This window comes from Pseudoalteromonas sp. 1_2015MBL_MicDiv, from assembly GCF_002407505.1.
GTDB classification, from domain to species: domain Bacteria; phylum Pseudomonadota; class Gammaproteobacteria; order Enterobacterales; family Alteromonadaceae; genus Pseudoalteromonas; species Pseudoalteromonas fuliginea.
In genome coordinates this window covers 1,868,826-1,882,629 of sequence record NZ_CP012737.1, presented here as the reverse complement: position 1 = coordinate 1,882,629, position 13,804 = coordinate 1,868,826, and the positions used below count along the sequence as shown (strand labels likewise).

The following is a 13,804-nucleotide window of genomic DNA, read 5'->3' as shown; positions in this document are numbered from 1 at the left end:
TTATGAGTTACCTAGGAACCACACAAACATTATTTGTAAAAGAAGTGAGTAACGAAGGTGCTTACTTAGACGGCCATGATTTAGGTGAAGTATTTTTACCAAAACAAGAAATAAAACATGAGCTTGAAGCGGGCGATAGTATTAGTGTATTTATCTTTTTAGACAATGCTAATTTGGCCACAGCAACAATAAAGAAACCACATGCTCAAGTTGGCGAGTATGCCCTACTGCGCGTTAAAGAAATAAATAGTATTGGGGCGTTTTTAGATTGGGGGCTTGAGAAAGATGTGCTTGCACCTTTTAATGAACAAAAACCACGCATGCAAGAAGGCCATTCTTATTTAGTACGTCTGTACCTTGATAATGCAAGCCAACGTATTTGTGCCTCAAACAACTTTAATCGTTTCCTGTCAAAAGATGAGCCGCAATATACTCACTTACAAGAAGTGGATTTAATTGTTGCTGGAAAAACAGATATTGGCTACAAAGTATTAATTGAAGAATCGCACTTCGGTGTTGTTTTTTACAATATGGTATTTAAAAGCTTATTTGTGGGTCAAAAGCTTAAAGGCTATATTCAAAAAGTACGTGACGACGGAAAAATTGATGTTGTACTAGAAAAGCCAGGTATGGGAAAAGTAAGTGACCTTGGTGAAACTATTATGCAAAAACTTAAAAACGAAGGCGGTGTTATTCCACTTGGTGATAAGTCTGATCCTGAAGCAATAAAAAAGATGTTTTCTACCAGTAAGGCTAATTATAAAAAAGCAATTGGTGGCTTATTTAAACAAGAGTTAATAGATATTGAAGCAAAATCAATCCGTTTGAAGTAACAAAAATGCGTTTAGTATACTTACTAAACGCTTTAATTTTTTAGATTAGTTGATTTGAAAATAAGGTTTTTATCGTTTATTAAACCTAAAATATTAATGAAAGTGTATCAACCTAAAATATACTTATAAGGTAAAGTGCATTGCGTATATTGCCTGGAATAATCAAGCGCATCTTCTTTAGTTTCTAGATTAAGTGGTGCTAAACGAAATACCTTTTTGTCACAGTCTTGTTTTCGCTCATCGTGATTATCAACACATTCACTTATACTAATATTATGGTTACTTAAGACGCCTTCATTTTTATAACATAAATGATAAGCGTAATCAGCCATCGTCTTTTTAAAATCATATACGTTAATAGGGTAGCTAGAAATAATATCTGTAACCTTTGTCACGCCATCATAAGCTTTACTTGAAAGAACATACTTGTTAACTAAAAAACCCGCAATAATAATGAAAACCAAACCAAAAAACGACTTCAAAATAGATCCCCTACTGAATTTTGATACTATTAATGTAGCATAATATACCAATTAAGTAAGGGCATAGCACTTAACAACTACTTTTTATTGAATTAAGCAATGGACTTGTTAATATCAGTTAATACTCTCAAAGGGTTTTCAGATTGCGTTATAGGCCGTCCAATCACTAAATAATCACTACCAGCATCAATGGCTTGCTTAGGTGTCATGATACGCTTTTGATCGCCTGCTGCACTCCCTTCTGGACGAATACCTGGAGTGATAAGTTTAAAGCTTTCCCCCAGCTCGGATTTAAGTACCTCAGCTTCTTGCGCTGAACATACAACACCGTCAAGTCCAGCCTCTTGAGCAAGTTTAGCTAAATAGATAACTTGCTCTTTCGCCGGCTTATCAATACCTAAACGCTCAAGCTCTTTTTCATCCATGCTTGTTAAAACAGTCACAGCAATTAGCAAAGGTGCTTTATCACCAAATTTTTCTAGGGCCATTTTAGCTTTATTCATCATTTCAAAGCCACCAGATGCATGTACATTAACCATCCATACTCCCATTTTTGCAGCTGCAGTCACAGCCTTTGCAACTGTATTAGGAATGTCATGAAACTTTAAGTCTAGGAAAACATCAAAGCCTAAATCAATTAGTTCTTTAACAAAAGTAGGACCAAAATAAGTAAACATCTCTTTGCCAACTTTAAGGCGACATGTCTCTGGTGAAAGTTGCTTAACAAAGTCTAGAGCTATTTGTTGATCGTCGTAATCTAATGCTATAAGAATTTTTTTTGAGTGTTCAAAAGACATAACTATCCTAATGTATGGCTATAAAGTAACTATAAATAGATCTAATGCGATATCTTCAGCAGGTGATTTTAAGTGTTGATAAATGAAATTTATATAGACTGTGTTTTACAAAAATTTCAACTAAGTAAACACTCAGTTTAATTTGCTAAAATGATCATCTTTAAATCCAGTATTATTAAAGGGGTTATTAAAATCCGTCTAATCCTCTGCTTGGAACAATAGTTTCCCAATGTTTACAAGAAGGGCAATTCCAATAAATCGTGTAGCTAGTAAAGCCACAGTGCTGACATTGAAAGTCAGGTTTAGTCGCTATGTAAGAAGTAACCAATTTATCAATTTGATTCAGTACTTCTTTTGTGTTTTTGTTTTGATCACCCATCAATTGCAGTAAAAAACTAAAACCACGAATAGTAGGTTGACGTTTTAAACTATCAGTTAAAAAATCAAAAGCTTGTTTTGTATGCCCTTGTTCTAGCAAAGCTTGGCAGTGTTTTATTTTTATTAATACACCGCCCTTTTCTAACAAGTCACCTACTAGCTCATGAAATTGATGCGTTAAATTTAATTGTTTATAACTATGTGCGAGCTGATCAATAAATAGCGGAGCAAACAAAGTAAATTGAGTAACAAGTTCACGCCAGTAATAAATTGCTTTAACGTAGTCTTCTTTTATATAAGCCAATAAACCTAATTCGTACAGAGGACGCACTGCTTTATAATTTAAGCTAATTGCTTTTCTCATTAATTGTGGATTATCATCACTCAGAGCAGATTCGCAATAAAAATTAGCAATAGCTTTGAATTGCTGTTCTTTAGAAAATAACTCGCTATGGGCTTCAAACATATTAATACCTTTTTCCCATTCGCGAGTTTGCGAATACAAAGTTATAATAGGTTCGAGCGCTTCAACATGCCCTGCTTTAACTAGCCAGACTAAATGTTCTTCAGCACCATCAAGTAAACCAGCCATAATATAGTCTTCAGCAAGTTCTAAACGGCTTGTTGCAGCTTGTTGTTCATTTAAGCTTGGGTGTTTTAAAAGTAGTTCATGGATTTTTATTGCGCGGTCTAGTTCACCTCGACGGCGAAACATAGTGGCAAGTGTAGAATAGTGCTCGACTGAATCAGCCGAAACTTCAAGCAAGTTAATTAAATGCTCTAAGCCCTGGTCTTCTTCTCTATCAAGTAAAAACTTTAAGCCTTTACTGTATTCAGAGGTAATCTGACGATTAAGTAAGTGAGCTTGGTTTTTAGCACTGTTTTTCCCCATAATCCAACCGTAACCGGCTGCAACAGGGAGTAATAAAAACAAAAGCTCAATCATAATTAAATGTCTTTATTAGCAGCAAGCTTTTTTTTATCTTCTTCAGGTACTAATAACTTTTTCAACCGATAGTTTTGCCACTTCAATTGTGAAAATAATTTAAAGCTAATAAAAAAACCGATCAAAACACCCAGTAAAAAGCAAATACTTATTATTACAGCTAAAGGTAATGTATTACTGGCAATAATATAATTAATTTGTACTAATTGTGGATTTTGAGAACCCAATACAAATGCGCTAATTAGGCATAGCGCAACCAGAATAATTTTTAAGACCTTAAACAAGTAACTACTCCACTAAGTTAACTAGGCAATACTTTCATTCACGCGGTCGCGTAATTCTTTACCCGGTTTAAAATGAGGTACATGCTTTCCGTCAAGCTCAACTGTATCGCCAGTCTTAGGGTTACGACCTGTGCGAGGAGCACGGAAATGCAAAGAGAAACTACCAAAACCTCTGATCTCAATACGATCTGAAGTAGATAATGAGCCGGCCATTTGTTCAAGAATTTCTTTTACAGCATTCTCAACATCTTTCACTGGAACGTGTGCGTGTTGTTCAGCAAGTGTTTCTATCAATTCTGACTTAGTCATATCGTTTCCTTAAAAAGAAATATAGGAAGGGCAAAAAATGCCCTTCCAACTAAAACTAATTATATATTAGTCTTTTTGTGCATTTGCGAAAGCAGCTGCCATTGCGTTTTCAAACACTGGCTCTTCTTTCTTAAGCTTCTCTAGTACTTCTTTCTCTTCTGCTTCGAAAAGAGCTTTTACAGATAAGCTTAAAGTGCGGTTCTTACGATCAACACCAACGTATTTAACTTCAATTTCGTCGCCTACAGAAACAACAGTAGTTGCATCTTCAACGCGTTCTTGAGCGATATCAGCTACACGGATGTAACCTTCAACGCCTTCGATAAGTTCAACAGTTGCGCCTTTCGCATCAACTTCAGTCACTTTACCTTTAACAATAGCACCTTTTTTGTTTGCATCAAGGTAGTTATTGAATGGGTCAGCTTCGATTTGCTTAACACCTAGAGAGATACGTTCACGCTCAGGGTCAACTTGCAATACGATTGCAGTGATTTCGTCGCCTTTCTTGAATTCACGTACAGCTTCTTCGCCAGGTGTATTCCAAGAAATATCTGAAAGGTGTACAAGACCGTCAATACCACCGTCAAGGCCGATAAAGATACCGAAGTCAGTGATTGATTTGATCTTACCAGTAACTTGATCGCCTTTGTTCTGTAGACGAGCAAATTCCTGCCAAGGATTAGCAATACATTGCTTAAGACCAAGAGAAATACGACGACGTTCTTCGTCAATTTCTAAAACCATAACTTCAACAGTGTCGCCAAGGCTTACAACTTTTGAAGGATGGATGTTCTTGTTAGTCCAATCCATTTCAGAAACGTGTACTAAACCTTCAACGCCTTCTTCGATTTCCACGAAACAGCCGTAATCTGTAAGGTTAGTAACACGACCAGAAAGTTTAGAACCTTCTGGGTAACGACCAGCGATAGCTGCCCATGGATCTTCACCAAGCTGTTTAAGGCCTAGAGATACACGAGTTTTATCTTTGTCGAATTTTAGAACTTTAACTGCGATTTCGTCGCCAACATTAACGATTTCTGAAGGGTGTTTAACACGCTTCCAAGCCATATCAGTAATGTGTAGTAGACCATCAACACCACCAAGGTCAACGAATGCACCGTAGTCAGTAAGGTTCTTAACGATACCTTTAACTTCTTGACCTTCAACAAGGTTAGCAAGAAGCTCTTCACGTTCTTGTGAGTTTTCAGATTCGATAACTGCACGACGTGAAACAACAACGTTGTTACGTTTTTGATCAAGCTTGATTACTTTAAATTCAAGCTCTTTGCCTTCAAGGTGAGTTGTGTCACGTACTGGACGAACATCAACAAGTGAACCAGGTAGGAAAGCACGGATTGAATCAACTTCAACTGTGAAACCGCCTTTAACTTTACCGTTGATAACACCAGTAACAGTTTCTTGCTCTTCACATGCTTTCTCAAGACGGATCCACGCTTCGTGACGCTTCGCTTTCTCACGAGAAAGGATAGTTTCACCGAAACCGTCTTCAATTGCATCTAGTGCAACATCTACTTCGTCGCCAACAGCAACTTCAAGTTCACCAGCAGCATTTTTGAACTGCTCTGCAGGGATAGCACTTTCTGATTTAAGACCAGCATCTACAAGTACAATGTTATTCTCGATAGAGATTACTGTACCTTTAACAATAGAGCCTTGCTCTGCTTCAAAACCCTTTAAGCTTTCTTCAAATAACTGCGCAAAATTTTCTGACATACGAATATACGTCTCATATATTAATACCAATAAGCAACCATGCTGCATGGGGTTGTTAAAATAGCACTGGCATCCTGCTGGTGCATAAAATGTGTTTAGCTTCGTTTAGGAAGCTTACCTTCAGATATTGCAACATCTAATAAAGTCATAACTTTATCAAACACTTGCTGAGCATTGAGTTCGCTAGTATCGAGTTCAATAGCATCGTCTGCCGGCACAAGCGGAGCAACGGCACGATTCATATCGCGCTCGTCACGAGCTTGAATGTCCTGTAATAGACCACTCAGTGTAACATCAAGGCCGCGCGTATTCAACTCAACAAAACGCCTACGAGCACGCTCTTCTGCACTTGCTGTTAAATAAATTTTTAACGGCGCATCTTGAAAAACCACAGTCCCCATATCGCGACCATCGGCAATTAAGCCACTTTCAGTACGAAACGCTCGCTGGCGACGTAATAATGCTTCACGAACGCGAGGTAATGCTGCAACCTTTGATGCCGCAGCGCCTACTTCTTCATTACGAATAGTAGTCGTTACATCTTCGCCTTCTAAAATAACTTTTCCTGCATTAGTTTGGCTATCTACCAAAAACTGCACATCTAAATTTGCAGCAAGAGGGACAAGCCCTTCTTCATTGTCTAATGCAATTTGGTGATGAAGTGCAGCTAAAGATAAAACGCGATAAATCGCACCGCTATCTAATACATCCCACCCTAACTTGTCGGCTAACAAGCGACAAACAGTTCCTTTACCTGAACCACTTGGGCCATCAACGGTGATCACGGGCATTAATAACGCCTGCATTTAAACCTCCTGCAATGCACACCTAAATAAACCGCCATATTATACGCCAGTTATAAAAATATATCTGCTATTAGTGTGTAACTTTTTATAATTAGTTATAAAAGCCCTATTCACTGACTGACGCTAAAACATTGAAAAATGTAGGGAATGTCTTATAAGTACACTTTGGATCATTAATCGTTATAGGTTTCCCGCCAACCGCAACCATGGCAAAGCACATGGCTATACGGTGATCGTCGTAGGTATCTATTGCTACATCATTGAAATGTTCAGGTGGTGTAATTTCTATAAAATCATGCCCTTCTACAACTTTTGCACCTACTTTTCTAAGCTCAGTTGCCATTGCATATAAACGGTCTGTTTCTTTTACTCGCCAGTTATAAATGTTACGAATGGCAGTTGGACCTTTAGCAAAAAGAGCAACTGTTGCGAGTGTCATAGCTGCATCAGGAATTGCATTAGCGTCAATATCTACGCCTTTTAATTCGCCTTTGCGAACAACTAAACGCTCATCATACCAATCGATTTTCGCGCCTACTTGCTCCATTACTTTGGCAAAGCCTATATCACCTTGAACCGATTTAGCACCTACACCTTTAATCTCAATTTCACCACCCGCTATCGCAGCTGCAGCAACAAAGTAAGAAGCAGAAGACGCATCCCCTTCAACCATAATTCGATCGAGTGATTGATACTGTTGACCACCTTTAACTTTAAAAGTTGCATAATTACTGTGTTCAACATTAACACCAAAACGTGCCATTACATCAAGCGTAATATCAATATATGGTTTAGAAACCAAGGTACCTTTAATGGTTATATTTGTATCACCACTAAACAAAGGTGCAGCCATTAGTAATGCAGTTAAAAATTGACTTGAAATACTACCGTCAATTTCAACTGAGCCGCCCTTAATTTGCCCACCCATAATCTTAAGTGGTGGATAGTCTTTGTGTTTAGTATAAGTAACATCACCACCCAATGCTTGAAGAGCATCAACTAAATGCCCTATTGGACGCTCTTCCATGCGCGGCTCGCCTATTAACTCATACTCACCAGTAACAGCAGCAAGTACAGCCGTTAAAGGTCTGTAAGCAGTGCCGGCATTCCCTAAAAACAATGGCTCGCTAGGCGTTTTAAATACGCCACCAACGCCGTTTACTGTCGCGACTGTTCGCTCATCATTTAAAGTTACATGCACACCTAATAATTTTAAGGCACCTAACATATGGCGTATATCATCGCTATCAAGCAAATTTTCAACAACGGTGGTACCGCTTGCCAGTGCTGCTAAGAGCAAAATCCTATTCGATAAGCTCTTTGAGCCTGGTAGGGTTACCGTGCCATTTACTTTTGTAATTGGTTCTAAACGAAGCTGTTCCATTAACTGTGCTCCTTAGCAAAGCCAGCCATAAAGTCTACTAGGGCTTGAACACCTTCAAGTGGCATGGCGTTATAAATACTCGCACGCATACCGCCTACAATTCGGTGCCCTTCAAGTGCAAGTAAACCCGCATCATTGGATTGAGTTACAAACTGATCATTTAAGCTTTCATCGTTTAGCCAAAAAGGAACATTCATACGTGAACGACAATGCTTAGCGACTATATTTGAGTAAAAGTCAGAATTATCAATAAAATTATACAGTAGCTCAGCTTTTGCAATATTTTGTGTTTCCATGGCTTTTACGCCGCCATTTCTCTCTAACCATTCGAAGACTTCAGCAGCTAAATACCATGCAAAAGTAGGTGGCGTGTTAAACATGCTGCCCTGTTTTGCTTCAAGGGCGTAATCTAAAATACCAGGCTTTGCTAACCCTTCACGCTCAAGTAGTGTTTTACGAACAATAACGATTGAAATACCCGATGGACCGATATTTTTTTGCGCACCAGCGTAAATTAAATCAAATTTGTTCACGTCTATTTCGCGAGACAAAATAGTCGATGACATATCAGCAACAATCGGCGCAGTTGGGTGACTCGGTACATCAAAAATCTCGAGTCCATCTACCGTTTCGTTAGGGCAATAATGAATGTACGCCGCATCTTCTGGTAATTCCCAGTCAGCAACGTCTTTAATTGAAAATTCACCATCAGCATCGTTACGTACATCCGTAAAAGACGTTTGAGTGAACTTATTAGCTTCATCTCTGGCGCTTTTCGACCATACGCCATTTTCGCAATAAAACGCTGTTTTGCCTTCTTGGTGCAAATTTAAAGGAACAGCACTAAATTGGCCACGACCGCCACCGTGCATAAACAACACTTCAAATTCATCACTGATATTCATTAAGCGGCGAAGACTCGCTTCACACTTTGCAGTTAATGCTAAAAACTCTTTGCTGCGATGGCTCATTTCCATTACAGAAACACCCAAGTCTTGCCAATCTAGAAACTCTTTTTGCGCTTTTTTCATAACCGCTTGCGGAAGCATAGCCGGTCCCGCACAAAAATTATATTTACTCATTACCTTTGCCTCATTCCAGTAATTTAACTACTAAGCATGAACGTATAATCCCCATCCACTCAACCTTACGATTTTAATGAATGAATATAATTTCACACTCTATTAATTTTTTTCAACAACATTAAAAAAAGCGGCCAAGGCCGCTTTTTCAATATCAATTATTCTGAAGGAGGATTATCATCCGCTACTTCATCAATAACCGTATCTACAGTTTCAACGTCTTCAATATCAATCAAGTCACTTTGAGTAACTTCAATTTCTTCTATACGTTGTAAACCAACTACTTGCTCTTCGTCAATAGTTCTGATCAAAATAACACCTTGAGTGTTACGTCCAACCGTAGAAACTTCATTAACACGAGTTCGTACTAAGGTACCACGATTTGAAATAATCATTATTTCATCGTTGTCGTCAACTTGCACAGCACCAACAACAGCACCGTTACGTTCACTCACCTTAATTGATACAACACCCTGTGTTGCACGACTCTTCGATGGGTAATCTTCAAGTTGCGTACGCTTACCGTAACCGTTTTCAGTTACCGTCAGAATAGCACCGTCAGTTTTTGGTACAATTAGCGATACTACGCGTTGCTCATCTGGCATTTTAATACCACGAACACCTGTAGCAGTACGACCCATAGGGCGAACACCTTTGAAACGAATCTCAGGGTTACCTTCTTCGTCTAATACAGGATTACCGTTTTCATCAACAACCGTTGTTTCTTCAGCTTCTTTAAAACGTACAACTTTACCTGCATCAGTGAACAACATAATTTCGTTGCTACCATCGGTAATATCAACCCCAATCAGGCTATCGCCTTCATTTAAGTTAACAGCAATAATACCGCTTGCACGTTGACGACTGTAAGCCGTTAATGGTGTTTTCTTAACTGTACCAAATGCTGTTGCCATAAAGATGTATTTATCTTCTGCGTACTCGCGTACTGGCAATATAGCAGTAATTCGTTCATCAGCTTCAAGTGGTAACAAGTTAACAATTGGCTTACCGCGCGCTGCACGACTTGCCAGTGGTAACTGATATACTTTAAGCCAATATAAACGCCCGGCCGTAGAGAAACATAAAATAGTATCGTGCGTATTTGCAACGAGTAGACGTTCAATGAAATCTTCATCTTTCATCTTCGTTGCTGATTTACCTTTACCACCACGGCGTTGTGCTTCGTAATCAGACAATGCCTGATATTTCACATAACCTTCGTGAGAAAGCGTTACTACAACGTCTTCTTCGGTAATTAAATCTTCTAAGCTAATATCGTGAGCCGCTGCATTAATTTCAGTACGACGTTCATCGCCGTATTGTGCTTTAATTTCAACTAACTCATCACGAATAACTTCCATTAAACGCTCTGGCGTTGCCAAAATATGTAAAAGCTCAGCAATTAAATCTAATAGTGTTTGATATTCACTCAGGATTTTTTCATGCTCAAGACCTGTTAGCTTGTGTAAGCGTAAATCTAGGATTGCTTGGGCTTGTTGCTCTGAAATAAAATACTGACCGTCGCGAATACCTAAATCAGCAGCTAGCCAATCTGGACGTGCAACATTATCTTCGCCTGCTTTTTCAAGCATTGATTTTACATTACCTAATTCCCACGAACGTGCCGTTAAAGCAACTTTAGCTTCAGCAGGTGTAGGGGATTTACGAATAAGTTCGATAATAGGGTCAATGTTTGCAAGCGCAATAGCTAAACCCTCTAGCATATGTGCACGATCGCGGGCTTTGCGTAAATCAAATACTGTACGACGAGTTACTACTTCACGACGGTGAATAATAAACTCTTCTAGCATTTCTTTTAAGTTGAAACACTTAGGCTGGTTGTTAATTAACGCAACCATATTCATACCAAACACAGTTTGTAACTGAGTCTGCGCATACAAGTTGTTTAAAATAACCTCGCCTACGTCACCACGTTTGATCTCAATAACGATACGCATACCGTCTTTGTCTGATTCATCACGTAGTGCACTAATGCCTTCAATTTTTTTATCTTTAACAAGCTCAGCAATTTTTTCAATTAAGCGTGCTTTGTTAACTTGATAAGGAATTTCGTGAACGATAATTGTTTCACGGCCTGTTTTTTCATCCGTTTCAATCTCAGCACGTGCACGCATGTACACTTTACCACGGCCAGTTTGGTATGCTTGTTCAATACCTTTCTTACCGTTGATAATTGCAGCGGTTGGAAAATCTGGGCCCGGAATATAATCCATTAACTCAGTTATAGTTAATTCAGGATTGATTATAAGCGCTAAACAACCATTAATAACTTCTGTTAAGTTATGTGGTGGGATATTTGTAGCCATACCTACCGCAATACCTGATGATCCGTTAACTAATAAGTTAGGGACCTTTGTTGGTAAAACGTCAGGGATTTGTTCTGTGCCGTCGTAGTTAGGAACGAAATCAACCGTTTCTTTTTCAAGATCAGCTAATAGCTCATGCGACATTTTTGCCATACGTACTTCTGTATAACGCATTGCCGCAGCTGAATCGCCATCAACCGAACCGAAGTTACCTTGGCCATCTACAAGCATATAACGTAGTGAGAATGGCTGAGCCATACGAACTATCGTGTCATAAACTGCACTGTCGCCGTGTGGGTGGTATTTACCGATTACGTCACCGACCACACGGGCCGATTTTTTGTAAGGCTTGTTCCAGTCATTACTAAGCTCGTTCATTGCAAACAAAACGCGGCGATGAACAGGTTTTAAGCCGTCACGTACGTCTGGTAATGCACGTCCTACAATTACGCTCATCGCGTAATCTAAGTAGGAGTTTTTTAACTCGTCTTCAATATTGACTGGCAGAATTTCATTGGCGAGATCAGTCATTTGATATCACATTCCTTCAGTATCAGCTCTCAACGACCCGGTATTGGGGATTAAGAGTATTGTTATTATTTCTAACAGCCATGCTATCACAATTAATTTTAATTTACAGGCGCAAAACTTTGCGATTTACCAATTTAGCCCTATATAATGGCCTCAGATTGACGAGGAAGTATTTTATGACCGAACATCAAAATGTAGATCACGCAGAAATAGCAAAATTTGAAGCCATCGCCGAGCGTTGGTGGGACCTAGACGGAGAATTCAAACCTCTTCACGAAATTAACCCGTTACGTTTAGACTTTATAGCAAACAAAACGCAAGGTTTATTCGATAAAGAAACACTCGACGTTGGCTGTGGTGGCGGTATTTTAAGCCAAAGCATGGCGCGCATGGGCGCAAAAGTAACTGGCATCGACATGGGGCAAGAGCCTTTAACTGTTGCTAAGTTGCACAGTTTAGAAACTGGCGTAAATGTAGATTATATAAAAGTGCCTGCAGAAGAGTTTGCTTCACAAAATCCAGAGCGCTTTGATGTAATAACCTGTATGGAAATGCTTGAGCACGTTCCCGACCCAGCATCTATCATTCATGCCGTAGCCGCATTAGCCAAACCAGGCGCAGACGTGTTTTTTTCAACCCTGAACAAAACACCTAAAGCATACTTATACGCTATTGTTGGTGCTGAAAAGCTTTTAAAAATGGTGCCTGAAGGTACACACGACCATAAAAAGTTTATAAAACCTGCACAGCTCATTGCATGGGCAGAGCAAGCGGGTTTAAAAGTTCGTGCAAGTACAGGCCTTTCTTATAACCCACTATCAAAGCAATATACGCTTAATAACGACGTTAGCGTAAATTACATACTTTATTTTGAGAAGTTAGCTTAATGGCTAACTCTCAAGCCCCCCATCCCCTTATTGAGTACGATGCATTTTTATTTGATTTAGACGGCACCCTACTCGACACTGCTGATGATTTAGGTGCCGCTTTAAACGCGGTGCTTATTAGCAATAAAATAGAGCCTGTTAGTAGTGATATATACCGTCCTGCGGCATCTAACGGCGCTGGCGCATTATTAGAGGCTGGTTTTAAAGCGTTATGGGACAAACAACCCCAAAACGAGCTTATAAAGCAATTAGTTGACGAGTACGCTGCAAACATAGCAAATCACACACGCTGCTTCAGCGGAGTTGAATCGTTACTTATCGCCCTAGATCAGAAAAAGATCAAATGGGGGATCATGACTAACAAACCAGGGTTTTTAACCGATCCTTTAGTTGCAGCTATTCCTGCTTTAAAAAATGCCAGTGTAGTAATAAGTGGTGACACTTTAGCAGAGGCTAAGCCATCACCTTTACCACTGCTACATTGTGCAAAGCTTATGCAAGTACAGCCAAAGCGTTGTTTATACATTGGTGATGCACAGCGTGACATACAAGCAGGCAAAGCAGCAGGTATGCATACCGCGACTGCACTTTGGGGTTACATTCCCAGTGAAGATGAGGCATTAAGCTGGAAAGCCAATTTAAACTGGCTAAGTCCAATTGATGGTTTTAACCATATATAGTGCTATGTTAATTAATAAACACTATATATTGTGATTGTGTTAGTTTTTAGGCAAAGCTTGCTGATAAAAAAAGCAGTCAAAATTTATTTTTAAAATGCGTAAATTTAGCAGATCATTAGTTGATTTTTGCATATTTCAACTTAAATGATTGTTCGAAGGTGAGTGTCTACTAACACAAATGCGTTATCCCAAAGTTATCCACAAACAGGGGCAATTATGTCCCTTGCAAAACAATGCAGACCACACTATCTTGTGATCTCTAAATTGAACAACACCAGATATTGTGGCCAAATGTTATTCAATTAAATTCACTAATTTGGTGAAACCTATAATAAATGAGCACT

13 protein-coding genes are annotated in these 13,804 nt (G+C 39.1%); 3 read left to right on the top strand and 10 right to left on the bottom strand.

The annotated features are described in order from the left end of the window. Positions 1–2 precede the first annotated feature (2 nt). Positions 3–833: a CvfB family protein gene (locus AOR04_RS08505; RefSeq protein WP_007376592.1), complete on the top strand. Its 831-nt coding sequence runs from the start codon at positions 3–5 to the stop codon at positions 831–833. 107 nt (positions 834–940) lie between these two features. Here AOR04_RS08505 and AOR04_RS08500 read toward each other — a convergent pair whose 3' ends face one another. From AOR04_RS08500 to gyrA, 10 genes are all read right to left on the bottom strand, one after another. Then, on the bottom strand, positions 941–1,315 hold the full coding sequence (locus AOR04_RS08500; RefSeq protein WP_096793042.1) for a hypothetical protein: 375 nt from the start codon (positions 1,313–1,315) through the stop codon (positions 941–943). Between the two features lie 92 nt (positions 1,316–1,407). Then, positions 1,408–2,112 carry an orotidine-5'-phosphate decarboxylase gene (pyrF, locus tag AOR04_RS08495; protein WP_008139217.1) on the bottom strand — a complete coding sequence of 235 codons (705 nt, stop codon included), beginning with the start codon at positions 2,110–2,112 and terminating at the stop codon, positions 1,408–1,410. A 187-nt stretch (positions 2,113–2,299) separates the two neighbouring features. After that, complete coding sequence (gene lapB, locus AOR04_RS08490; RefSeq protein ID WP_007376595.1) at positions 2,300–3,436, bottom strand: lipopolysaccharide assembly protein LapB; 1,137 nt, start codon at positions 3,434–3,436, stop codon at positions 2,300–2,302. 2 nt (positions 3,437–3,438) lie between these two features. Then, the gene (locus AOR04_RS08485; RefSeq protein WP_007376596.1) at positions 3,439–3,720 is read right to left on the bottom strand and encodes a lipopolysaccharide assembly protein LapA domain-containing protein; all 282 of its coding nucleotides are present in this window, start codon (positions 3,718–3,720) and stop codon (positions 3,439–3,441) included. A 21-nt stretch (positions 3,721–3,741) separates the two neighbouring features. Beyond that, a complete protein-coding gene (gene ihfB / locus AOR04_RS08480; protein ID WP_007376597.1) occupies positions 3,742–4,029 on the bottom strand; it encodes an integration host factor subunit beta in 288 nt (95 codons plus the stop codon). A 66-nt stretch (positions 4,030–4,095) separates the two neighbouring features. Further along, the gene (rpsA, locus tag AOR04_RS08475; protein WP_002961176.1) at positions 4,096–5,763 is read right to left on the bottom strand and encodes a 30S ribosomal protein S1; all 1,668 of its coding nucleotides are present in this window, start codon (positions 5,761–5,763) and stop codon (positions 4,096–4,098) included. 95 nt (positions 5,764–5,858) lie between these two features. Next, a complete protein-coding gene (cmk, locus tag AOR04_RS08470) occupies positions 5,859–6,569 on the bottom strand; it encodes a (d)CMP kinase (protein ID WP_007376598.1) in 711 nt (236 codons plus the stop codon). 106 nt (positions 6,570–6,675) lie between these two features. After that, positions 6,676–7,953, bottom strand: a complete 1,278-nt coding sequence (aroA, locus tag AOR04_RS08465) for a 3-phosphoshikimate 1-carboxyvinyltransferase (protein WP_096793041.1) — start codon at positions 7,951–7,953, stop codon at positions 6,676–6,678. Next, entirely contained in the window at positions 7,953–9,035 is a 1,083-nt protein-coding gene (gene serC / locus AOR04_RS08460; RefSeq protein WP_096793040.1) for a 3-phosphoserine/phosphohydroxythreonine transaminase, read from the bottom strand. The genes aroA and serC overlap by 1 nt, the downstream gene beginning before the upstream one ends. A 158-nt stretch (positions 9,036–9,193) precedes the next feature. Further along, positions 9,194–11,893, bottom strand: coding sequence for a DNA gyrase subunit A (gene gyrA, locus AOR04_RS08455; RefSeq protein WP_007376601.1), 2,700 nt, complete (start codon positions 11,891–11,893; stop codon positions 9,194–9,196). Positions 11,894–12,069: 176 nt separating this feature from the next. Between gyrA and ubiG the strand changes: the two genes are divergently transcribed. Together ubiG and AOR04_RS08445 are read left to right on the top strand one after the other, a co-directional pair. Beyond that, the gene (gene ubiG / locus AOR04_RS08450; RefSeq protein ID WP_007376602.1) at positions 12,070–12,780 is read left to right on the top strand and encodes a bifunctional 2-polyprenyl-6-hydroxyphenol methylase/3-demethylubiquinol 3-O-methyltransferase UbiG; all 711 of its coding nucleotides are present in this window, start codon (positions 12,070–12,072) and stop codon (positions 12,778–12,780) included. After that, positions 12,780–13,460, top strand: coding sequence for an HAD family hydrolase (locus AOR04_RS08445; protein ID WP_096793039.1), 681 nt, complete (start codon positions 12,780–12,782; stop codon positions 13,458–13,460). The genes ubiG and AOR04_RS08445 overlap by 1 nt, the downstream gene beginning before the upstream one ends. Positions 13,461–13,804: the final 344 nt, after the last annotated feature.